At 59.7% G+C, this 21235-nt stretch carries 19 protein-coding genes, 1 tRNA gene and 1 pseudogene; 7 read left to right on the forward strand and 14 right to left on the reverse strand.

Annotation, left to right across the window (positions count from 1 at the left end; all coding sequences use genetic code 11):
- Positions 1-49: 49 nt before the first annotated feature.
- Together psb35 and NW826_RS05940 are read right to left on the reverse strand one after the other, a co-directional pair.
- The gene (gene psb35 / locus NW826_RS05935; RefSeq protein ID WP_414332621.1) at positions 50-358 is read right to left on the reverse strand and encodes a photosystem II assembly protein Psb35; all 309 of its coding nucleotides are present in this window, start codon (positions 356-358) and stop codon (positions 50-52) included.
- A gap of 122 nt (positions 359-480) precedes the next feature.
- Entirely contained in the window at positions 481-699 is a 219-nt protein-coding gene (locus NW826_RS05940; RefSeq protein ID WP_414332623.1) for a chlorophyll a/b-binding protein, read from the reverse strand.
- Positions 700-878: 179 nt separating this feature from the next.
- Between NW826_RS05940 and NW826_RS05945 the strand changes: the two genes are divergently transcribed.
- The 4 genes from NW826_RS05945 to NW826_RS05960 all read left to right on the forward strand — a co-directional run bounded on the left by NW826_RS05945 (position 879) and on the right by NW826_RS05960 (position 5545).
- Positions 879-2156, forward strand: a complete 1278-nt coding sequence (locus tag NW826_RS05945; RefSeq protein WP_414509669.1) for a cysteine desulfurase — start codon at positions 879-881, stop codon at positions 2154-2156.
- Positions 2157-2373: 217 nt separating this feature from the next.
- Positions 2374-2487 carry a cytochrome b6-f complex subunit V gene (gene petG / locus NW826_RS05950; protein ID WP_414332627.1) on the forward strand — a complete coding sequence of 38 codons (114 nt, stop codon included), beginning with the start codon at positions 2374-2376 and terminating at the stop codon, positions 2485-2487.
- A 48-nt stretch (positions 2488-2535) separates the two neighbouring features.
- The gene (locus NW826_RS05955) at positions 2536-4164 is read left to right on the forward strand and encodes a bifunctional pantoate--beta-alanine ligase/(d)CMP kinase (protein ID WP_414509681.1); all 1629 of its coding nucleotides are present in this window, start codon (positions 2536-2538) and stop codon (positions 4162-4164) included.
- A 343-nt stretch (positions 4165-4507) separates the two neighbouring features.
- Positions 4508-5545 carry a hemolysin family protein gene (locus NW826_RS05960; RefSeq protein WP_414332631.1) on the forward strand — a complete coding sequence of 346 codons (1038 nt, stop codon included), beginning with the start codon at positions 4508-4510 and terminating at the stop codon, positions 5543-5545.
- A gap of 9 nt (positions 5546-5554) precedes the next feature.
- On the opposite strand, the gene NW826_RS05965 is transcribed toward NW826_RS05960, so the two are convergent.
- From NW826_RS05965 to bioB, 3 genes and pseudogenes are all read right to left on the reverse strand, one after another.
- Positions 5555-5851, reverse strand: coding sequence for a 2TM domain-containing protein (locus tag NW826_RS05965; protein WP_414332633.1), 297 nt, complete (start codon positions 5849-5851; stop codon positions 5555-5557).
- An 87-nt stretch (positions 5852-5938) separates the two neighbouring features.
- Positions 5939-8011: an ATP-binding protein gene (locus tag NW826_RS05970; RefSeq protein WP_414509670.1), complete on the reverse strand. Its 2073-nt coding sequence runs from the start codon at positions 8009-8011 to the stop codon at positions 5939-5941.
- Positions 8012-8169: 158 nt separating this feature from the next.
- A pseudogene (gene bioB, locus NW826_RS05975) lies at positions 8170-9101 on the reverse strand (biotin synthase BioB).
- A 109-nt stretch (positions 9102-9210) separates the two neighbouring features.
- On the opposite strand from bioB, the gene NW826_RS05980 reads away from it, so the two are divergent.
- Entirely contained in the window at positions 9211-10206 is a 996-nt protein-coding gene (locus NW826_RS05980; protein WP_414509671.1) for a deoxyhypusine synthase family protein, read from the forward strand.
- Positions 10207-10348: 142 nt separating this feature from the next.
- Here NW826_RS05980 and NW826_RS05985 read toward each other — a convergent pair whose 3' ends face one another.
- From NW826_RS05985 to NW826_RS05995, 3 genes are read right to left on the reverse strand one after another with little or no spacing between them, the layout of a single operon-like run.
- Complete coding sequence (locus NW826_RS05985; RefSeq protein ID WP_414509672.1) at positions 10349-10897, reverse strand: ankyrin repeat domain-containing protein; 549 nt, start codon at positions 10895-10897, stop codon at positions 10349-10351.
- A 4-nt stretch (positions 10898-10901) separates the two neighbouring features.
- Entirely contained in the window at positions 10902-11678 is a 777-nt protein-coding gene (locus NW826_RS05990; protein ID WP_414509673.1) for an MBL fold metallo-hydrolase, read from the reverse strand.
- A complete protein-coding gene (locus tag NW826_RS05995) occupies positions 11675-12310 on the reverse strand; it encodes an anthranilate synthase component II (protein ID WP_414509674.1) in 636 nt (211 codons plus the stop codon). The genes NW826_RS05990 and NW826_RS05995 overlap by 4 nt, the downstream gene beginning before the upstream one ends.
- A 171-nt stretch (positions 12311-12481) precedes the next feature.
- Between NW826_RS05995 and NW826_RS06000 the strand changes: the two genes are divergently transcribed.
- A complete protein-coding gene (locus NW826_RS06000; protein ID WP_414509682.1) occupies positions 12482-14893 on the forward strand; it encodes a DEAD/DEAH box helicase in 2412 nt (803 codons plus the stop codon).
- A 229-nt stretch (positions 14894-15122) separates the two neighbouring features.
- Positions 15123-15668 carry a hypothetical protein gene (locus tag NW826_RS06005; RefSeq protein WP_414337428.1) on the forward strand — a complete coding sequence of 182 codons (546 nt, stop codon included), beginning with the start codon at positions 15123-15125 and terminating at the stop codon, positions 15666-15668.
- 338 nt (positions 15669-16006) lie between these two features.
- Here NW826_RS06005 and NW826_RS06010 read toward each other — a convergent pair.
- From NW826_RS06010 to NW826_RS06035, 6 genes are all read right to left on the reverse strand, one after another.
- Positions 16007-16091: transfer RNA gene (locus NW826_RS06010), tRNA-Ser, on the reverse strand.
- Positions 16092-16163: 72 nt separating this feature from the next.
- Positions 16164-16589, reverse strand: a complete 426-nt coding sequence (locus NW826_RS06015; RefSeq protein WP_414509675.1) for a DUF2358 domain-containing protein — start codon at positions 16587-16589, stop codon at positions 16164-16166.
- Positions 16586-17383 (reverse strand): MBL fold metallo-hydrolase, encoded by a 798-nt coding sequence (locus NW826_RS06020; RefSeq protein ID WP_414509676.1) that lies wholly within the window; start codon positions 17381-17383, stop codon positions 16586-16588. The genes NW826_RS06015 and NW826_RS06020 overlap by 4 nt, the downstream gene beginning before the upstream one ends.
- Positions 17384-17387: 4 nt before the next feature.
- Positions 17388-18728 carry a TldD/PmbA family protein gene (locus NW826_RS06025; RefSeq protein WP_414509677.1) on the reverse strand — a complete coding sequence of 447 codons (1341 nt, stop codon included), beginning with the start codon at positions 18726-18728 and terminating at the stop codon, positions 17388-17390.
- Positions 18729-18741: 13 nt separating this feature from the next.
- Complete coding sequence (locus NW826_RS06030; protein WP_414509678.1) at positions 18742-19638, reverse strand: Rpn family recombination-promoting nuclease/putative transposase; 897 nt, start codon at positions 19636-19638, stop codon at positions 18742-18744.
- A gap of 15 nt (positions 19639-19653) precedes the next feature.
- On the reverse strand, positions 19654-21114 hold the full coding sequence (locus NW826_RS06035; RefSeq protein ID WP_414509679.1) for a TldD/PmbA family protein: 1461 nt from the start codon (positions 21112-21114) through the stop codon (positions 19654-19656).
- Positions 21115-21235 lie beyond the last annotated feature (121 nt).

The raw sequence follows: 21235 nt of genomic DNA on the forward strand, positions 1-21235 counted from the left end.
TAGCTGTTGCTCTGTAGGAACTTTTATCCGAGACAGTTTTCCACCGGGCTCAGCGGATCCCCAACACAGAGGCGAAGACGCTGTGGCCCACAATGGCCTCTACCACAACACTCAGGGCAAACCCCAGCATGGCCAGCCGTCCGTTCCATCGCTCGGCCTTCTCAGTCCAGCCAATTTCCCACTCCGGCGGGGTGTCGCCGTCTTGACCATACTGCGGCACATACCGCGGGCGACCGGCGCCTTCCCAGCCGGCAGGGCGCTTGGAGTTGAAGAAAGCCATCGAGCCCATCGCAACAGCAGCTACCAGCCCAGCCACCATTACGGCAATGTAGGGGAAAAAGGGATTCTCAAGCATCATCAGCCTGTCAAGATAGGAGTCGAAGGGCAAAAAAGCTCAAGCTAAGGTAGAGCCGCAGCATCTCAAGGCTAAGGGGTAAAGTCTGTGAGATGCCCGATGGGGCTCTACCGGATTATTGCAGATTATTGCAGACCCAGCCACTGAGCGAGAGTGCTGGCAAAAACACTGTGGCCCAGCGCCGCTTCTGTAACCATGCTGATCACGAAGCCCAACATGGCCAAGCGTCCATTCCAACGCTCCGCCTGCTCCGTCCAGCCGGGGATCCAGTCGTTGCTGGTGTCATAGTACTGGGCAACGGATGCGGAGTCCAGGCGCGAAGGAATCCTAGGAGACGATTGCATTGTGAATACCTTTATCACTGTATGTAAACAAACTTAACATAAGATTACAGTTTGTGACAAGTTTTGGCTTCCAAGCCCTGACGGCAGAGTGGGTAGGACTGAAGGGATCCCAGATGGGTTTTCCGAGGGCTGGCCCAGAGCGATGTCATACTGAGGGAAACGGGCTTTTTGCGCAGACTATGGCGGTATCCACCCCTTCTTCTCTTAGGCTGGACCATTCTTTCGACCTAGCTGCCCAGGTGCGGTCGGACTTTCCGATTTTGCAGCGCCAGGTCAACAGCCACCCCCTGATCTACTTTGACAACGCTGCCACTTCTCAAAAGCCACTGGCAGTTTTGCAGGCGATGGATCGGTACTATCGGTGCTCCAACGCCAACGTGCATCGTGGGGTTCATACGCTGAGCAACGAAGCCACCGATGCCTATGAGGGGGCGCGGGAAAAGATCGCTCGTTTTATCAACGCCGCTTCGCCACAGGAGATCGTTTACACCCGCAATGCCAGCGAAGCCATCAATCTGGTGGCCTACAGTTGGGGTTTGAGCAATTTGGAACGAGGGGATGAGATCGTCCTTTCGGTGATGGAGCACCACAGCAACCTGATCCCGTGGCAGCTCGTGGCCCAGAAGACGGGAGCCTGCCTCCAGTTCATCCAGATCACGCCAGCAGGAGAGTTGGATCTGGAGCACTACCGGTCTTTGCTCAGCGACCGCACCCGCCTGGTGGCGGTAACCCAGGTTTCCAATATGCTGGGATCCATCAACCCCGTCCAGGAGATCACGGAGCTGGCCCATCGCTACGGGGCCAAGGTTTTGCTGGATGCTTGTCAGAGTGTGCCTCACATGCCTGTGGATGTGCAGGCGTTGAATTGCGATTGGTTGGCCTTTTCAGGGCATAAGATGTGTGGCCCAACGGGGATTGGCATCCTCTACGGCAGGCGGGAGCTGTTGCGAGGGATGCCACCCTTTTTAGGTGGGGGAGAGATGATCGCCGATGTGTACTGGGATCACGCCACCTATGCGGATATCCCCCACAAATTTGAGGCCGGCACGCCGGCGATTGCCCAAGCGGTGGGGTTGGGGGCAGCCGTGGATTACTTGAGCCAGATCGGCTTGGAGCGGGTTCACGCCCATGAACAACGGTTGATCGCCCATTTGTTGGACGGGATCCAAAACATAGCGGGTATCACGGTTTACGGCCCCAAGGATCCGACGCGACGGGCAGGGCTGGTCAGCTTTTCGGTAGAGGCCGTCCATCCGCATGACTTGTCTACCTTGCTGGATGAGCAGGGCATCGCCATTCGAGCGGGGCACCATTGCACTCAGCCCCTGCATCGCTATTTGGGAGTCCAATCCACAGCCCGGGCCAGCGTTTACCTGTACAACACGTTGGCGGAGGTAGATCGCTTCTTGGAAGTGTTGGCAGAAGCGGTGGAGTTCTTCAGCGTTGCTTTGGGCTAGGGATCCGTCACAGGCAGAGGACTTCGTCCCGACTGGCGCCAATCGATATCTCAAGTAACATCAACCAAGTCGGGATGGAAGGCCTGACTCCAAAACCGATGTGGAGACCCTGTAGGACTGGTTTGCCGGCGTCGGTCGGTGAAGCGTCAAAGATCCCTGCCCTAAAAGACAGGGAGTATGTCAACATGATCTAGGTTTGAACTAGGAGGTCGGGGTTGTGATCGAGCCGATTTTGTTGGGGATCGTTTTGGGGATGGTGTTGGTCACCTTGGCGGGCTTGTTTGTGGCCGCCTACAGGCAGTATCAACGGGGCAACAAGATCGGTCTTTGAAAGTTGCCCTGGGTAGGTTAGGCGGAGAAGAAGTGAGGTGGCATGGCGATGCACTGGCTGCGCACCGTTGCTGCTTTGCGGGAGCAGGTAACTGGCTGGCGGGGATCCACCATCGGCTTGGTGCCCACGATGGGATCCCTGCACGAGGGCCATCTCAGCCTGATCCGCCGCTGCCGCCAAGAGTGCGACCGCACGGTGGTCAGCATTTTCGTCAACCCGCTGCAATTTGGGCCCAACGAAGACTGGGATCGCTACCCCCGCAACGAGGAGGGGGATCGGGCCCTGTGTGAAGCGGCGGGCGTGGATGTGGTGTTTGCCCCCGACCCGCAGGAGATGGGCGCCAGCCCGGCAGCCGGCAGCGACCGCACCTGGGTCATGCCTCCCGAGTCCCTTTTGCAAACCCTCTGTGCCCCCCACCGACCGGGGCATTTTCGCGGCGTAGCCACCATCGTGCTGCAACTGCTGAACTTGGTGCAGCCGCAGCGGGCCTACTTTGGCCAGAAAGACGCCCAGCAACTGGCGATCATCCAACGGCTGGTCCAAGATCTGCAGATCCCCACCACCATTGTCCCCTGCCCCACCGTGCGAGAAGCCGATGGCCTCGCCTGCAGCTCCCGCAACCGCTACCTTTCTCCTGAAGAGAGACAGGTGGCCACCAGCCTGTACCGGGCCTTGTGTCGGGGGTATAACCATTGGCAGGCGGGGGATCCCTCGGCAGAAGGGATCCTGGCTGCCGCCCGTGCCGAGCTGGAGCACACCCCTGAACTGCGGGTGCAATACTTGGAACTGGTGGATCCGCAAACCCTCCAGCCGCTGGCCGAGGTGAAAGACAAGGGATTGCTGGCCATCGCCGCCTATGTGGGGCAAACTCGCCTGATCGACAATCTGCTCCTCTCTCCGGCACAAGGGGATCCCTGGGCCGAGAAAGCACAAAACGCGGCACCGCCTTCCTCGGAGGTGGCTTCTACCCCACGTCGCCCGCTGATTGCCATCGACGGCCCGGCAGGAGCCGGAAAATCCACCGTGGCGCGGGCAGTGGCCGCCCAACTGCAGCTTTTGTACTTGGACACAGGGGCCATGTATCGGGCTATCACCTGGCTGGCGCTGCAGCGGGGGATCCCGTTGGACGACGCCGAGCAATTGACCCAACTGGCTGCCCAAACCCAGCTCACCCTGCAAAGTGGCACTTCTTCGGCAGAGCCGACCCGCATCTGGGCCGATGGCGAAGAAATCACCCAGGCCATCCGCTCCCCAGAAGTGACCCGCTGGGTCTCTCAGGTGGCGGCAGTGCCGGGGGTGCGGCAGGAGCTGGTGAAGCGGCAACGCAGCATTGGCCGGGATGGGGGGGCCGTCTTGGAGGGGCGAGATATCGGCACCTATGTCTTTCCCGATGCTGAGCTGAAAGTCTTTTTGACCGCCTCGGTGGGCGAACGAGCCCAACGCCGGCAACAGCAACTCCAAGCCCAAGGGCAAATGGTGCCCCTCGAAGAATTGAAAGCCCAAATCGAGCAGCGGGATCGCCGCGACAGCGAACGGCTTATCTCTCCCTTGCGGCCTGCTCCCGACGCCATCCTGATCGACACAGATCACCTGAGCCAATCCGAGGTGCAAGACAAAATTGTGATGTTGTACCGACAACTTTTGGATCGATCCGGCCAAGCCCGTTTTGATCAATAGCTTTGAGCAACCGGTTAGGGATCAACACAGGATAAGTTAAGCTTTTCACAAGATCTTCCAAGATCTTCAGCAAGCTAGTCGGTTTGAACAGCTTGAGTGCTCTCTCGTTGCTCAATGAAGACTCTCATCGCAAAAGATGGAGTTGGTGGGTGTTTAGGGATTCTGAGCCTTGGGTTGAGTGCTGAACTTTGGCGAAACGGCTGAGGTGTCGAGGTGCCGGATGGGATCCCGTTGGTGATGAAAATGTGCCGACCCGCTTTTCTTTGCATTGGCCGAAGCTACCCATTTTCTGCTCTGGGCAACATGGATCTGGATCCCGTTCCGCTGTTGCGGACGGAGCGCTATGGTTAATGTCTTCCTCTTAGCCTTTTTGCTTCTCCTTTCGGGAGCTTGCTCTGGGGCCGAAACGGCCATCACGGCCATGGATAACTTGCGCCTGGAATCCCTGATCGAGGAACAAGGGGATCCGCAAGGCTTGTATCGACTGGCCCAACAACAGCGCTCACGGCTGATCACCACCCTGTTGTTGGTGAACAACTTTGTCAACATCGGCATTGCTGCCCTGGCCACAGCCCTCTCCATCGAGCTGCTGGGATCCCAGTTTGGAGCTTTGGCCGCCACTGTGCCCACCACGATCCTGGTGCTCCTGTTTGGAGAAGTAGCCCCAAAGTCCCTGGCGGTGAGTCATCCCCTGGGGGTGTTCCGCTGGGTGGTGCGGCCTGTCCATATCCTCTCGGTGCTGCTGCGCCCTTTTACCGACGCCTTTGAATGGATTGTCAGCCGGCTGTTCAACCTGTTGGAGCTCTCGCCGCTGACGGCCACCGCTTCCCTCAAGGATTTGGAGCTGTTGATCGACGTGCTGGGGCAACGGGGGCTGCTGGATTGGCAAAAACGGCGCCTGTTTCGCGGGGCGCTGGCGTTGGATTTGCTCCAGGCGGGAGATGTGGCCAAACCTAGAGTAAAAATGGAGACCATCTCCCACGATAAAACCCTGCAGGATGTGGTGAAGCTCTGCCTGGAGACGGGCTACTCCCGCATCCCTGTGCAGGGGGAATCTAAGGACGAGATCGTCGGCGTCATCCACCTCAAGCAGGCCCTGCGCCACCTGGAGCAAAAGGGCAATGCCGAGGTGACCAAGGCCATGTCCCCGCCTTTTTTTGTGCCCGATACCAAGCGCGTCAGCCTGTTACTCAAAGAGATGCTGCGCTCCCGCCAACACCTGGGGATCGTGGTGGATGAGTTTGGCGGCACCACCGGCCTGATCACGCTGGAGGACATTTTGGAAGAGCTGGTGGGAGATATCTACGACGAAAGCGATCTCTCCCCCCTGCTGCTGCAGCGACAACGACGACAGCGCCCCTCCTCCCCTGGCTCCCCTTGAGGGAGGCCGCTAGCCGGCTTCTACAGAGTCTTCGTTGGCTTCGGGGGGGAGCTCCACAAAACCTGGATCGGCAGGGTAGCGGGCCACAAAAAAGATCGAGAAGCTGTGGATCCCCAGGCCTAGGCCCCACCAGCCCAGCAGCGGCACCAGCCACGGCCAATCCGCCCGGTACAACTGCTGGAAAAACACCAGTCCCGACGCGCTGCAGAGAAAAACGGCCAGGTGGGCCGCGTAGGTGTAGCGGTCATCCAGCTTGCGAAACTCGGGATCCCGACGGGAGGGCTTCCGGGGCCAGCGAGGCGGCATGGCAGCAACCCCTCACAACTCAAAACCTTCTCCAGTGTAGAACAGCCACCACAAGGGATCCCTGCAGCCGTACGGGCTTTTTGCTCCTTAAGAGGTTTGCTGGGGATGCTCCCGCCAGCGGCAACTGGGGGGATCCGTTTCGCCGGGCTGGGCGGCAAACTCCAGCGGCCCGTTTTCGGTGTATAGGTGCAGGTCGAACCAGAAGGTGGATCCCTGTTCCAGCTTGCTTTCCAGGCAGACGCGGGTGTAGTGCTTCTCCAGAATGTTGCGCACAATGGCCAGGCCCAGGCCGGTGCCCTCCAAAGTGTGGACGCGGTTCTCGACGCGGAAAAAGCGGTCGAAGATCCGCTCTTGATCCTCCGGGGCGATGCCGATGCCCGTATCGGCCACCGCCACCCGCACCGCCTGCGGGGATCCATCCGCCTGTACCACCAGGTGGGCATGCACCGTCACCAGACCTCCCGACGGCGTGAACTTGAGAGCGTTGCCCAAAAGATTGGTCATCACCTGCAGCAGCAGATCGTAGTTGCCCCACACCAGGGGCAGATCCGGATCGACAAACTTGCGCAACTGGATCCCTTTGTCGCGGGCTTGCAGGTGGTGGGTGCGCAGGGTTTGCTCGATCACCGCCGCGATATCGACGGCCTCGAAGTGGTACTGCTTGCCCGACTCCAGACGCGACAAATCCAACACATCGTTGACCAAGCGGGTGAGGCGATCGGTTTCGCGGTTGGCAATTTCCAGATAGTCCAGCCGCTCCTCTGGCGACATCTGCTCGCCGTACTCGTAGAGGGTCTCGATAAAAGACTTAATACTAAAGAGGGGGGTACGCAGCTCGTGGCTGATGTTGCTGATGAACTGGGCCTTGGCCTCGTTGAGCTCCACCTCGCGGGTAATGTCCTGCACCGTCATTACAATCCCCTTGAGGTTTTGCCGCCGCGGGTCGGATACCGGCGACAGCAGGATGCGAACGACGCGCTTGATGGGGCCGCTGAGGTTGACGCGAATTTCTTCTGCCTCTTGATCCCCGCGGGCAATTTGCATCAGGGGGCGGGCCAACTGCTGCCGTAGATCCTCCGGCAACAGCTCCGGCAAGGGCTTGCCCAAGACGGGATCCCCTTCCCAGCCGAACATGCGAGAGGCCGCCGGGTTGAGCAGCAGCACCCGAAACTCGGCATCCAGCAAAATGGCGGCATCGACAATGGAAAAGACCAACGTCTCCAACTTGGCTTTGGCGGCGGCCAGTTCTTCGATGTTCTGCTCTTCGTAGCTCTGCAGCCGCTCCGCCATCTCGTTAAAGCTGTCGATGAGCTGGGCCAGCTCTCCCCCAAAGGGCAGGTCGATGCGCTGCTTGAAGTTGCCCTTGGTGATCTCCTGAACGCCCTTGACCAGTTCTTTGATGGGATAGGTGATGGTGAGGGCGTTGACCACGGATCCCAGGATGGCCAGAACCCACACTGCCAAAAACACCCCAATCGAGACCTCCCGCGCCAGTTGCGTGGAGCGCACAAGGGCGGGGTTGGGGTTGATGCCGAGGCCAAGGGTGCCCAAAAAGCGGCCCTGATGATAGATGCCGACAAAAATGTCCGTCACCCGCCCGGCAGGGGTGAGGTGGGTGCGCACCAGCGGCTGGCCCTCGGCAGGCGGGCGGTTGTCCGGCAGTTGCATGCGGCGGGTAAGGCTGAGGGAGGTTTTCACCTCCTGGTTGGAAAACGGGATCCCGTAGTAGATGTTCCCCTCCGGGTCGGCGTAGAGCAAATAGCGAATGCTGCTGGTGCTCTCAAAATATTGCCGCGACAGTTGAACCACTTCGCCGATGCGATCTTCTGCGATCAGGGGGGCGACATTGGCTGCCAACAGCAATCCCAGATCCCGGCCAAAGCGGGCCTCGTTAAAGCGGGCATCCTGCTGCACGGTGCTGACGGCCCAGAAGGTGAAGCTGCTCACCACCAGCGAGACCACCAGCGTGGCCACAAAGAGCAACTGGGTCTCCAGGCGCAGCTTTTGTTTCCAGCGCGCCCACCAGCGCCGCAGGGATCCCCAAAAGCCCCCTCCCCTTGTCGGCTCCGCAGTCTCCCCAAGCGAGGGCTCTGGAGGAGAAGAAGCTGACTCAGGCGATTGGACGTTGACAAGGGGCTCGACAGTGCTGACAGGAGACATGAACCCGACGTAACAACCCTGGAGAACGCTGTCGCCACCATTTTGACATGGCTGCCGACAGGGTTAAGAAAGGGTTAGATTTTCTGAAAAGATTGTTACAACAGAAGGGACATGCCTAGATCCAACTAGGGATCCTAAAGGCGCAAAAGGAAATGCTTCTAGAGGGGTTCCAGGCCTAGCTTCTCAAGCAAAGCCGCATCGGCGGCCGAGCCTGGGTTAGGCGTGGTCAACAACTTTTCGCCGGTGAAGATGGAATTGGCGCCTGCCGAGAAGCACAGCGCCTGGTCGCTCTCGGACAGGTTTTTCCGCCCTGCCGAGAGCCGGATCTGGGCTCTGGGCAGCAGCAGCCGAGCCGTGGCGATGGTGCGCACCAGCAGCAGCGGATCGGGAGGGGGAAGCTGGCCCAGGGGCGTGCCAGCCACCGGCACCAGCGCGTTGATGGGTACCGAAGTGGGCGGCGGCGTCAGGTTGGCCAAAACGTGCAGCAGGCCGATTCGGTCTTCGTCGGTCTCCCCAAGGCCGACAATGCCGCCACAGCAGATCTGCAGGCCGGCTGCCCCCACATGGGCCAGAGTCTCCAGGCGATCCTGGTAGGTGCGCGTCGTGATGATGCGGGGGTAGAACTCTGGCGAGGTGTCCAGATTGTGGTTGTAGGCCGTCAGCCCAGCCGTCGCCAACTGCTGCGCCTGAGCAGCCGACACCATCCCCAAAGTGACACAGGCTTCCATCCCCAGCTCGCGTACCGTGCGCACCATCTCCAGCACCCGCTCAAACGCCTCCCCTTCCGGGGCTGACCGCAAGCAGCGCCCATACATAGCCGGGTGGCACCGGCTTTTTGAGCAGCCATGGCCTGCTCGCGCAGCGAATCCAGGGAGATCAAGGGGTAGGTCTCGATCCCTGTCGAGTAGCGGGCGCTTTGGGGGCAATAGGCGCAGTCTTCCGGGCAGCGGCCCGACTTGATGTTGACAAGGGCGCAGAGTTGAACCCGGTTGGGAGGGTGGTGCTGTCGGTGCACCGCTTGCGCCTCGAACACCAACTGCAGCAGCGGCCGATGGTAGATTTCGCGAACGTACTCCAGAGCAATGGCCATGCCGGCAATGTCCAAAACTCCCTAAAAGCTTGCCAGCGCTCTTAGGCTTGGTTAGGATGTAAAATCTGTGCTTTGGGAAGGCGAACCCGTCTCGCTTAGGAACTCAACAATGATAACCCCAGAAGCAGTGGCCAAAGGCCCTATCAGCCAATTTGTTGAGCATCACTTTCGCCACTTTAACGCCGCCGCCCTGGTGGATGCGGCCAAGGGCTACTGTGCTCACCTGGAAAAAGGCGGCAAGATGATGGTGACCTTAGCCGGTGCCATGAGCACGGCAGAGCTGGGGCTTTCCCTGGCTGAGATGATTCGGCAGGACAAGGTGCACGCCATCTCCTGCACCGGCGCCAACCTGGAGGAAGACATCTTCAACCTCATCGCCCACGACTTCTACGAGCGGGTGCCCAACTACCGCGACCTCAGCCCGCAGCAGGAGCAGGAGCTGCTGGAGCGGCACCTGAACCGGGTAACCGATACCTGCATCCCGGAAGAAGAGGCGATGCGGCGCCTGGAAAAAGCTCTGCTGGAAGAGTGGATCGCTGCCGACCGGGCCGGGGAGCGCTACTTCCCCCACGAGTTCATCTACCGCATCCTGCGCAGCGGCCGGCTGGAGCCCTACTACCAGATCAATCCGCGGGATTCCTGGGTTTACGCGGCCATGGAGGCCAACTTGCCCATCTATGTACCAGGATGGGAAGACTCCACCACCGGCAACATGTACGCTGCCCACTGCATTACCGGTGAGATCCGCCATGTCCACACCGTCCGCACGGGCATTGAGTACATGATCCACCTGGCGGACTGGTACACGCGCACCTCGGCAGAGTGCTCCATCGGCTTCTTCCAGATTGGCGGCGGCATTGCTGGCGATTTCCCCATCTGTGTGGTGCCCATGCTGCACCAAGACCTGGGCCGCAAAGGGATCCCCCTGTGGGGCTATTTCTGCCAGATCAGCGACTCCACCACCAGCTACGGCTCCTACTCGGGGGCAGTCCCCAACGAGAAGATCACCTGGGGCAAGCTGGGGGTTGACACACCTAAGTTCGTCATCGAGTCGGATGCTACCATCGTGGCGCCTTTGATTTTTGCCTGGGTGCTGGGGTGGTAGGGCCGTCTCAGGGCACCTCCCGCTCGGTCGTCCCTGGAGCGGCAGCCAGGGGAAGGTACAGCTGTTTCAAACGGGATGAAGACATTTCGCCCCCCACTCCCAACACAAGGAGAGAGGGGTTGCTGAGGGTCAGCGATTGTCCTTATGGTTCGGGGCGGGGCCATTGGGAAAGCAGAATCGCCGCTTCCCAGCGCCTCATGTCCTGGGCAATGCGCAGGGGGGTGAGGCCGTAGCCGTCCGGCTCGTCAATCTCGGAGCCATGCTCCAGCAGCAGCCGCACCACCTCGGGGTTGCCCGACCAAGCGGCAAAATGCAGGGGCAGGCCGCCGGCCCCGAAGCGGGCATTGACGTTAGCACCTCCCTCGAGCAAAGCCTTGGTCACTTCAGGATTGCCCAGGCGGGCAGCTTGGTGGAGGGGGCTGGCTCCGCCGCGATCTAACCAGTTGGGATCCGCCCCAGCGGCCAGCAAAAGGCGGGTGTTGAGGCCGCTTTCGACGAAGAACAGAGCCGTCTTGCCCCGCTCCTCGACGACATTGGCGTCTTTCCCCAGCCAGAGAGCCAGTTGCAGCCGCAGCGGGTTGGCGGTGGCCAGGACTTGAGGATCTTCTGGCAGGGAGTACCCGTAGACCCCCAGCCCTCCCAGCAGCAGGGATCCCAGCCCGGCACCCACAGCCCACCACCTACGCTCCATGGCCCTACTCCTCAAAGAACAGGATGGCAATCCCTTGGCTGGGCAGGGCCTGGGCCGAAAGCAGCAACGGGTTGCTGAGGGCAGGTTGCGCGGCAGCGGCGGAAAATAGGCGCAAAAACGCTTCTAAAGGTTGCAGCTCGCATTGGGACGCCTCGGCGGCGGCGGTGCGATACATAGTCGGGATGACCAACTTGGGCTGCAGCACTTCGATGGCTGCCTTGGCCGCCTCGGGATCGTAGTTTTTCGGCCCACCCCCCACCGGCACCAGCAAGAGGTCAGGGCGAGCCAGCAGGATGGACTGTTCCCGGCCAATCGGCAGAGCAGCCCCCCCCAAATGGACAATGTCGATCCCGGCCATGCGCCAGCGCCAGCCCACGTTGAGGCCAAAGCGAGGGCCCCGCGGCATGCGCACCCCCTGCACGCGGATCCCATCGATGACGTAGTCCCCGGGTTGAAACAACACCCTGGGGTTGCCGGGCACCACGTCCAGGGCCCCTTCGTCGAGAAGGCGGCTGCTGAGCAGCACCAGATCGGCATTAACGCTGGGAGCAGGGTAGCCGGCTGTACAGCCCCCAGGCCGAAAGGGGTTGACCAGAAAGCGCTTGCCCTCCCCCTCGAACAAAACGCAACTGTGGTGCAGCCAGGTCAGTTGCAGGCTCTGGGAGGTGAACTCCAGGGATCCCCCTGGGAAAGGGGCCGTTTGGGCAACCGCCCATTGACCCCCCACGGCAAGGGATCCCACCAGGCCGGCGCTGGCTTGCAAAAGCTGGCGACGCTTCATGGGCACGGGATCCCTGACGCGACGACGGCAGCCGCTGGCTGGGACGATCCCGAGACATGGAGCTGAGCCAGGCGCAGGAAGTTGCCCAACAGGCGCTTGCCTTCCAGGGTCAAGATGCTTTCTGGGTGAAACTGCACCCCCTGAACGTGAGGATAGCGGCGGTGGCGCACCCCCATGATAGTGCCATCGCAGGTTTGGGCCGTCACCTCTAGCTCGTCAGGACAGGTGGAGGGCTCAATGACCAAGCTGTGGTAGCGAGTTGCCGCAAAAGGCTGGCTTAGCCCCTCAAACACCCCCACCCCTTGGTGGTAAATCAGGGAAGTTTTGCCGTGCATCAACTCAGAGGCGCGCACGATCTGGCCACCGTAGACCTGGCCGATGCACTGGTGGCCCAGGCAGACGCCCAGAATGGGCAGCCTTGGCCCCAGCTCCCGAATCAGCTCCAGCGAGATGCCAGCATCCTCTGGCCGTCCCGGCCCGGGGGAAATGACCACCCCCTCTGGCTGTAGCTGGCACAGCTCGGCAACCGAGAGCTGGTCATTGCGAAAAACCCGCACCTGCGCCCCCAGTTCCCCCAGGTATTGCACCAGGTTATAGGTAAAGCTGTCGTAGTTGTCAATAACGACCAGCACGATAGCATCCGGCGACGAGACCCCATTTTATCATTGCCCAGGAGGCTGCTAACCCTCGGCTCGGCATTTAGAGCCAATACCTTGAGGAAGCTTGTATTCTGGAAGGTATAACACATAAGCAGCAGCGAGTTGGCTGGCTTTCCAGATGTCAATGCCGACTTCTTGGATCCCATGAATGCGCTTCTCTCCCCGGCAACCGATTTGCTGGACGAGTTGCGGCAGCTTTTCCCCTTCGAGCTGGACGAATTTCAGATCCGGGCCATTCAGGTTCTGGCGGCAGGGGAATCGGTGGTGGTCTGTGCTCCCACTGGATCCGGCAAGACCCTGATCGGAGAATATGCTATCTATCGGGCCTTGTCCCAGGGCAAGCGGGCTTTTTATACAACCCCTCTGAAGGCTCTTTCCAACCAAAAGTTTCGCGATTTCGGCCAGCAATTCGGCCCGGAGCGGGTTGGCCTCCTCACCGGCGACATCTCCATCAACCGGGAGGCGCCGATCTTGGTGATGACCACCGAGATCTTCCGCAACATGCTCTACGGCACGCCGCTCTCTCTGGCGGTTCAGAGAGGGGCCTACGCCAGTGAGATGGAACCTTGGGAGGATGCGGAGGCCCTGAACCGGGATCCCTTGCGGGATGTGCAGGCGGTGATCCTGGACGAATGCCACTACATGAACGACCAGCAGCGGGGCACCGTCTGGGAAGAAGCGATCATCTATTGCCCCCCCACAATCCAGCTCATCGCCCTTTCGGCCACCCTGGCCAACAGCGACCAGCTCGCCGACTGGATGAACCAGGTGCATGGTCCCACCCGCCTGATCGACTCCGGCCATCGCCCGGTGCCGCTGCAATTTCACTTTGCCAATCGCAAAGGACTGTTCCCCCTGCTGGAGCAAACGGAGTCGGGCCAGTGGGTTCGCAATCGCCGCCTAAAAAGCAAACCCTCCAAGTCCGGCCAGTCCTCCTATGGGGGGGTGCCAGATATGGTGCAGGTGGTGGAAAACTTGCGCCAGCGAGATATGTTGCCGGCCATCTATTTCATTTTCAGCCGCAAAGGTTGCGACCTGGCGGTGGCCGGTGTGGGGAACTTGGACTTAATCGCCAGCGAGGCAGAACGGCAGCAGTTGGCCGAGCAGATCGACTGCTTTTGCCGGGAAACGCCGGAAGCTGTGCGTCGGGATCAACTGGATGCCCTCTACCGGGGTATTGCCGCCCACCATGCCGGCATGTTGCCCGCCTGGAAGGGCTTGGTGGAGCACCTGTTTCAGCAGGGATTGGTGAAGCTGGTCTTCGCCACCGAGACCTTGGCCGCCGGGATCAACATGCCCGCCCGCACCACGGTCATCTCTTCTCTTTCCAAGCGCACCGATAACGGCCACCGCCTCTTGACCGCCTCTGAGTTTATGCAAATGTCGGGCCGGGCCGGGCGACGGGGCAAAGATGTGATCGGGCATGTGGTGACCTTGCAATCGCCTTTTGAAGGGGCGCAAGAGGCGGCGCGGCTGGCCACGGCGGGGGCGGATCCCTTGGTGAGCCAGTTTACCCCCACCTATGGCATGGTGCTGAACCTGCTGCAAAAGCACTCTTTGGAAGCGGCGCGGGATCTCATTAACCGCAGCTTTGGCCAGTATTTGCTCTCGCTGCAAAAGCTGCCCGAACAACAAGAACTGCAGCAGACGCGCGCCGAGCTGGAAGAGATCGACCGCCTCCTGGGAGATATTTCTGCTGAAGATATCGCCCGCTATGAGAAAATGCAGGCGCAGCGGCGGGAAGAACGGCGCATCTTGCGCTACCTACTCAAACAGCGAGAAGCCGAGCCGGATCCCACCCTGCGCCTGTTGGCTTTTCCCCACATCCAAGCCCAAGAGGAAAAGATCCGCGCCCTGGAAGCTCAAATCCGAGAGAATCCCGCCCACCAAGTGGGGAAAAAACTGCTGGGCCTACGAGAAAAACGGCAGCGCTTGCTCAAGCGCCTTGAGCATCTGGAGCGGCAAAGCGATTCGGTGCAGGAGTTGCGCTGGCAGCAATTTATGGCCTTGGTGGGGGTGTTGCAGGAGTTCGACTGTCTGCGGGAGTATCAACCTACCGCCAGCGGAGAGGTGGTGGCCGCTCTGCGAGGGGATAACGAGCTCTGGCTGGCGCTGGCTCTGCTCTCTGGGGAATGTCAAGGCTGTGCTCCTCATCATCTGGCCGGAGTTGTGGCTGCCTTGGTTTCAGAGCCTCCCCGTTCAGGTACCTACAGCCGGCTGCGCACCTCGGGGCTGGTGGAGGATGTGTTGCATGGGTTACGGGGCCTGCGGCGGCAACTGTTCCGCAGCCAGCGGCAACACCAGGTGTTTCATGTGCCGATTGGGTTTGAGCCCAGCTTGGCCGGGATCGTGGAACACTGGGCGCAAGGGACTCCTTGGAAAACCTTAGAGGCCAGTACCAACCTGGATGCCGGCGACTTGGTGCGCCTGATCCGTCGCACGTTGGATTTGCTTTCTCAGATCCCCTATGTCCCCCATCTGCCGTCAGAGTTGCGGGAAAATGCCCGCGAAGCCCAAAAGATGCTGGATCGCTTCCCGGTCAGCGAGCTGATCTAGAACTAGAATTACTGACTTTCTCTTTTTCAGGGACACAAGTGTAGCTATGCCACTGTTTGCAGAAAGCCTAGCTGCTAGCCTTTTGACCAACCCCAGTGTAATCCTACTTCAAAGCCTTCAGAAGTGATTGAGCTGCTGGACAGATTCTAGGGGTGTTCATGAATGATACTCTATCTGGGAAAAAAGCCTTTGGGCTTTATCAGAGTTAAGAAAATGAGGTGAGTACAACGTGCCTGACTTCAACTATTGGAAAGATAAGTACAAACATTCCTGGGAGGAGTCTGCAAAGCGAGAGCATAAGGTTGCAAAGCTTCTGGAGTCTATGTCTGATGGCAGAATTCAAGTTGAATTTAGAGGTTTAGGGACAGGCCAGTCAGAGTACCTACCTGGGAACGCAACACAGCATGGTCACGAGAAAGGTGATCCAGATATCTTTGTCGTTGGAACAAACGTGTACCTTGAAATTACTGGGCCATTGACAACCTCGGTCGACGAATATCAGCCTCTGTGGATTAGACCTGACAAGGTTCAAAATGCTCAAAGAAAAAGAGAAGGAGAACATGAGGTTTGGTTAGTGCATCACTTGCCTCGGAACGACTTGTTACGTACGGTAGCGCTCGACACTGAATTTTTTAATGCCTTGCAAGATGGAGAGTTTCCAATCGTTAACCCTAAAATTCGTGGAGCAGAAGAAAAGTATTACTCCATTCCAGCAAACCATCATTGCGTCGGATCAATAGATGTTCTGATTGAAAGACTGACGAGAGGAAGGTAACCCGAACTATACATTAACTAATTCGTAGAGCTAAACTTTACGCTAAATGTTGGCTAATCCAAGAAGAGAAGAAATTGACTACATTGAATCAGGGATCCGTCCGATGAAGCTGACAATGAGGTTTGGATCAGTGGCATTGGTTGTGCAGAGCTCGAACTGGGTTTGGCACTTCTGATGGCCAACTCCGTTAGGTCCATGCCCGACCCCGCTTGCCGTGTCCCACTGTAGCCTGGATCTCAGTGGACTTGGCCAGACTTCCCTGGACACCAAAAAGCCCAGAAGCCTCACCAGATAAGAACTTTCTGGACTTGGGTGGATACCAGTGGACTACCTGATAACGGAGAGAGTGGGATTCGAACCCACGGTGAGTTGCCCCACACAGCATTTCCAGTGCTGCGCCTTCGACCACTCGGCCATCTCTCCAGCGCACAGATTAATGACTTTCCAGCAGAGCTAAAAAGTCAGCTTTGTGATCCTAGCAAAGGATGGCGGTCACTAAGAGGATCCTTTGGCATCCCCAGGCCGAAACATTTGCCGCATCACCTTCCAGCGGGAGCAGCGCCAGTAGTCAACGTGGGATTCGATGAGACCTGCGGGGTTAAGCCGCATCTCTGTCCAGCCGGGGATGCACAGGCGGGGACGCCAGGGCAAAAAAGACAGGGATCCCCTCAGCGTCCACTCGCTGCGGATGTGGTTGCCGCTCTGGTGGATGTCGTGCAGCTCAAGATGGATATCCTGCAGCCAGCGCTCTAGGCTGGCGATCATAGCTCGATAGCGATCCAGGCCGCGAAACTCGTTGAGGGGATCCCGGAAATAAACCTGGGGGTCGTAGAGGGAGTAGGTTTGATCCCGAGGAAAGCGGGCGTAATCGGCCCGCAGGATGGCCACCAGGTCAAGGCTGGGCTGAGAAGGGTGGCTCATGCTCTGACCTCAGCGGGAAGGGATACCGTCTCCCCCGGGGCAGGACAGCACAGCCGGATGGATTGGCCGGTGGCGGCGTTCAGGGATCCCAGCTTTTCCCGGAACTCCTCTAGGCTCCCCAGAGGGCGGATCTGGGCGGCAAACCAGCCGTGGTAATCTACCTCTCCCAGAGCGGTGGGAATCACCTGCTGTGGGCGCAGGGCGGCCACCACCTGCAGGGCCCGCTCCGGCCCCATGATCACCTCGCCCAAGAGGGGAAAGATCTGGCCTACCACCGGGATCAGCAGGGTGTGGATGGGGGCAAACTCCTGCTGCAGCCGCGGGCGGATATCCGGTTGGGAGAGGTGGGGCTCGTAGTAAAGCCGCGTCTGGGTCGGCAGCTCCTCCAGCAAAAAGCCCAGCTCCCGCACCGGCCCTAGAGGTGCTCCCGGAACCGCTGTGATGCGCAGATCTCCCCCCTGCACGGACTGCCAGGGATCCAGGGCCTGCACCCTCTTAAAGCCAAGGCTCCGTGCCACGCGGGCGGCTGTTGGAGAAGCGAAAACCGGGATCTGCCGGTTCAGCCGCTGCAGGGTGGGGGGGTGGCAATGATCCGGCTGGCCCTGGCTGAGGAGGATGGCGTCGAGTTTGGGCAGAGTTTCTGGTGTGAAGGGCGGCACCTGGCGGTGCTGCAGGCGGATGAACCAGGGCAGGCCAAAGAACACCAAGGGATCCACCAGCCACGGATCCAGCAGAAAAGTCTGGGTCTGGGTATGGATTAGCCAACTGTTGAGGTCGATGCGGGTGAGTTTCATGGTGCTACTGCCCGGTGATGGAGAGATCGGCTACCCAAATGCGGGGACACAGACCAGCAGGGGTGATTTGGGGCTCCGGCTCGACGTAGAAAATCGACTGCAAGAGTTCTAGAAAATCCCCCGCTACCGTTGCCGCCTCGATACTGATGCGCTCTCCCTGGCGCACCCACCAGCCCTGAAAGGGCAGGGAAAAGGATCCCTGCAGAGGCTTGACTCCGGCATGGAGAGCCTGCAGCTCGTCAATCCAGACCACATTCTCAGCCGTGGCCAGGTCGTAGGTGCTCTCTGGCGGAGCCCCGGCAAAGACGTGGTAGTAGTGGGCCGCCACCGTCACCTTGGCGCCGATATTGGCATGTCCCGTGGGCTGGGCTCCCAGGCGTTTAGCGGTGCCGGCGCTGTGCAAAAAGTGGGTCAGAACTCCATTGGTGATGAGGGGAACGCGGCGCGTGGGAGTGCCTTCACCGTCGAAGCTAATTGCGCTCACGTTGGTAGGGTGCAAGGCGTCATCACACACCGAGAGCAGCGGCGAGGCAATCTGCTTGCCCAGTGAGTCGGGAGTGGACAGGCTTTGGTTGTCCAGGATGTTTTGGGCGTTGAAGAGATTGGAGAAAGCGCCCAAGAGGCTTAAAAAAGCTTCCCCGGAAAAAACCACTGTGTATTTCCCCGAAGGGATCCGCTCGTACTCCAGGTGGCTGATGAGTTTCTCGGCTGCTTCCTTGACGCAGCCCTGGATATCCAACTCCTCTAGACTGCGGGCCACCCGCATAGCGCCGGCGCTGCGGGGTTTGCGACCCTCCTGTTCTGCCTTGCCGTAGAGAAAGACCGAGGTCAGGGTGTGGCCCTCCTGCCGCAGGGCTTGGTCGCTGTTGAGGTAAAAGCGGTCGATCTGCCGCTGGGCCAGGCCGTTGTAGGGTACCCCCTGGATGGCGGGATGGGATCCCAGTAAAGCCCTCTCGGCGGCCAGCAGTTGCTCCAGAAGCTCACTGGCCAGCGCCAGCGGCCTTTTGGCGTTACAGGGCTGGAGAATGGGCAGCTTCGCTTCTGGACTCAATTGGGGTGCGTGTTCCCGCACGCCGAAGTGGCTGGCTTCAAAGGCCGTCTGCAGAGCCAGTTCCAGCCCTGCCTCGTCCACAGCAGTGGTGGAAGTCACCCCCACCTGGCCCTGGTCGTTCCAGGCCCGCACCGTCACACTGCAGCGGTGAGAGGCTTTTACCTGACGGGGCTCCCCCTGCTCCACCTGCACGCTGGTCTCGTCCACTTCGGCTCCGTAGAGATCAAACTGGGGGATCCCCAAACGTTTGGCACAGCTTTGCGCCTGTTCGGCCAAGGCCTCAACTTGCAACATCGCTACTCCTTCCCTACCGACGGGCCAGCCAGGCGGTCAAGTCCTCCACGCTGTGGAAATCCAACAAAGCTTCCCCTAGCGCTTCCAGTTGCGACGGCGGCAAGGCCCAAATCTGGTTTTCCAAGGCCGGGTCGAGGGATCCCAGCTTCCGCCGCAAAAGCCGCAAAACCAGTGTTGCTTCCCCGTGTTGCAAACCCTGTTGCAAACCCTGTTGCAAGCCCTGTTGTAAGCCCAGTTGCAAGCCTTCTTTGCGCCCTGCTTCCAACCCCTCCCGCAGAGCTTCTGCCCGCCATTCCTGGTAGATCACCGATTCCCTCATATCCAAGGACCTCATGATTTGCCGAATCAAGCCCCGATCCAATGCTAGTCCTGCCAAAACGGCTGTTGCCGCTGCCAATTCTCGCTGCTCGCTGGGGTCTGGCAAGCGCTCCAGCTCGGCAACGACTTCTCGTAAGGTTTCTCCAGGATCCTCCACCTGGCCTAAGACTCGAAAAGGCAGCAGGGCTGGCCAATCGACCCTGGCTGGCAAGTTACACTCCCAGAGGCGAACGACCTCAAACTCATGGCTCAGCCTTTCTAGGCGAAAAAAGGTTTGGAAGACCCGCTGCGAGCGCGTTTTGCGAAGATAAATGACCACCTGCCGCACCGATAGCTGGGGATATTTCCGATAGAGGCGGAGCCGATAGTCGGCCATGCGAAAGGGGATTTCAGGATCCGGATCTGTTTGAAATTCCAGATGCAAAATGCCCTGCTGTAGCCCTAGCAGAATGACCGAATCGGCTCGCATGGGCTCCTCCGACAATTCCGTGGGCAGAAGCTGTACCGGCAGAGCTACCTCTCCCATCAGCCAACGGGCAAACTGCTCCGGAAAGCGCTCCGCCAGGTACTTGCAGATGTTGTCGTAGGCCATGGGGGATCCCTGAAACTAGCGCCCGCCCACGGTGATAGAGTCCACCTTGATGTGGGGCTGACCCACAGTAACGTAGATGCTGCCGCTGACAGAACCGCAGAAGCCAGGCGCCAGGCGGAGATCCTTGGAGCACATGGAGATCTTGGTCAAGATATCCTTGGCTTCTCCAATCAGCGTGGCTCCCTTGAGAGGCTTGGTGATTTTGCCATTTTGGATGAGATAGGCTTCTTCCACGGCAAAGTTAAATTGGCCGGTGGGGCCGACACTGCCGCCCCCCATGCGCTTGCAGTAGATGCCTTTGTCAATAGAGGCAAACAGGTCGTCCAGTTCGGCGTCGCCGGGGGCGATGTAGGTGTTGCGCATGCGGCTGGCAGGGGCAAAGGTGTAGTTTTGCCGGCGACCACTGCCGGTGCGGGGATGGCCGGTGCGCATGGAGCCGGCCCGATCGGCCAGGAAGTTTTTCAAAATGCCCTTTTCAATGAGCAGGGTGCGCTGGACGGGCATGCCCTCGTCGTCCACGTCCAGGCTGCCAAAGGCCCCCTCGGAAAGCCCCTCGTCCCAGGCGGTGAGGTTTTTGTGGGCAATTTTCTGGCCTTTTTTGTCGGCGAAGGGAGTGGTTTTGCGCTCGATCTGGGTCGTCTCCAAGAGATGCCCACAGGCCTCGTGGAAGATGACGCCGCCAAAGGCGTTGGACATTACAATCGGGTAGGTGCCCGATTCCACATAGTCGGCATAGAGCATCTGGCCGGCGGCTTCTGCCAGCTCCTGGCTGTGGGCTACGAGATCCCAGCGGCGCAAAAAGTCGGGATCCCTGGTGCCCCCTGCGCGCTGGCTAACGGAAGCGCGATGATCCCCATCGGCACAGAGCAGGGTAGAACTAACCGACTGGGTAAGGCGGATGTCGCGCACAAAGGTGCCGTCGCTGCAGGCCACCAGGATCTCCTGCCAGTCACGGAAGTAGTTGGTGCGGCGGGACTGAACATGGTGAGCTTGCCGCTTCAGCTCTGCGTTGGCCCGCAGCAGGATCTCCCCCATCTCGGCAAGGGAGCTGCATTCCTTGAGCCAGCCGTCTTTACCGCGGCGCTCGGCGTAGTCCTGGAGCAGCCCTAGGTTGACGGTGGAGACCAAAGCAGCAGGGCCAGGGGGGGTGAGGCCCATCAAGAGCAGGCCTTTTTCTAGAGCAGCTTTGAGGCCGGCAAAGGAGAGATCGTTGGTGCTGACGTAGCAGTCGGCCAGGCCGCGAAACACCCGCACCCCCGCGCCGGTGGCAAGCCGAGGGGTGATGCTGGTGAGGGTGTCGTCTTCCGCCAGGCAACTGATGGAGTTAGCCCGCTCCAGGAAGATCTCCACCAGATCGGCGCCGGCAGCCCGCCCCCAGCCCAAGAGAGTTGAAAGGGGATCCCGCCAATCCTCGCCGAAGCGCTGCAGGGTGGGGCGGTAGTCGAGGTTGGGCAGTTCTTTGGATAAAAGCAGCATAGTAGGCCGAGAGCACTCCAAAGAGGGAAAGGGCAGGCTAGATGCCGCCATCTTTTGCTCCCTCAGTTTAACGTAAGGTGCGGAATTCCCCACCCGGGTGGGGATGGATAGCACCCTCTGA

Origin of the sequence: Synechococcus sp. OH20, from assembly GCF_047502685.1 — a bacterium.
Taxonomy (GTDB): domain Bacteria; phylum Cyanobacteriota; class Cyanobacteriia; order Thermostichales; family Thermostichaceae; genus Thermostichus.

What these genes read in the sequence shown, in the direction of transcription:
- psb35 (WP_414332621.1), bottom strand. Translation starts at nt 358, where the DNA reads ATGATGCTTGAGAATCCCTTTTTCCCCTACATTGCCGTAATGGTGGCT.
- NW826_RS05940 (WP_414332623.1), bottom strand. Translation starts at nt 699, where the DNA reads ATGCAATCGTCTCCTAGGATTCCTTCGCGCCTGGACTCCGCATCCGTT.
- NW826_RS05945 (WP_414509669.1), top strand. Translation starts at nt 879, where the DNA reads ATGGCGGTATCCACCCCTTCTTCTCTTAGGCTGGACCATTCTTTCGAC.
- NW826_RS05955 (WP_414509681.1), top strand. Translation starts at nt 2,536, where the DNA reads ATGCACTGGCTGCGCACCGTTGCTGCTTTGCGGGAGCAGGTAACTGGC.
- NW826_RS05960 (WP_414332631.1), top strand. Translation starts at nt 4,508, where the DNA reads ATGGTTAATGTCTTCCTCTTAGCCTTTTTGCTTCTCCTTTCGGGAGCT.
- NW826_RS05965 (WP_414332633.1), bottom strand. Translation starts at nt 5,851, where the DNA reads ATGCCGCCTCGCTGGCCCCGGAAGCCCTCCCGTCGGGATCCCGAGTTT.
- NW826_RS05970 (WP_414509670.1), bottom strand. Translation starts at nt 8,011, where the DNA reads ATGTCTCCTGTCAGCACTGTCGAGCCCCTTGTCAACGTCCAATCGCCT.
- NW826_RS05980 (WP_414509671.1), top strand. Translation starts at nt 9,211, where the DNA reads ATGATAACCCCAGAAGCAGTGGCCAAAGGCCCTATCAGCCAATTTGTT.
- NW826_RS05985 (WP_414509672.1), bottom strand. Translation starts at nt 10,897, where the DNA reads ATGGAGCGTAGGTGGTGGGCTGTGGGTGCCGGGCTGGGATCCCTGCTG.
- NW826_RS05990 (WP_414509673.1), bottom strand. Translation starts at nt 11,678, where the DNA reads ATGAAGCGTCGCCAGCTTTTGCAAGCCAGCGCCGGCCTGGTGGGATCC.
- NW826_RS06000 (WP_414509682.1), top strand. Translation starts at nt 12,482, where the DNA reads ATGAATGCGCTTCTCTCCCCGGCAACCGATTTGCTGGACGAGTTGCGG.
- NW826_RS06015 (WP_414509675.1), bottom strand. Translation starts at nt 16,589, where the DNA reads ATGAGCCACCCTTCTCAGCCCAGCCTTGACCTGGTGGCCATCCTGCGG.
- NW826_RS06020 (WP_414509676.1), bottom strand. Translation starts at nt 17,383, where the DNA reads ATGAAACTCACCCGCATCGACCTCAACAGTTGGCTAATCCATACCCAG.
- NW826_RS06025 (WP_414509677.1), bottom strand. Translation starts at nt 18,728, where the DNA reads ATGTTGCAAGTTGAGGCCTTGGCCGAACAGGCGCAAAGCTGTGCCAAA.
- NW826_RS06030 (WP_414509678.1), bottom strand. Translation starts at nt 19,638, where the DNA reads ATGGCCTACGACAACATCTGCAAGTACCTGGCGGAGCGCTTTCCGGAG.
- NW826_RS06035 (WP_414509679.1), bottom strand. Translation starts at nt 21,114, where the DNA reads ATGCTGCTTTTATCCAAAGAACTGCCCAACCTCGACTACCGCCCCACC.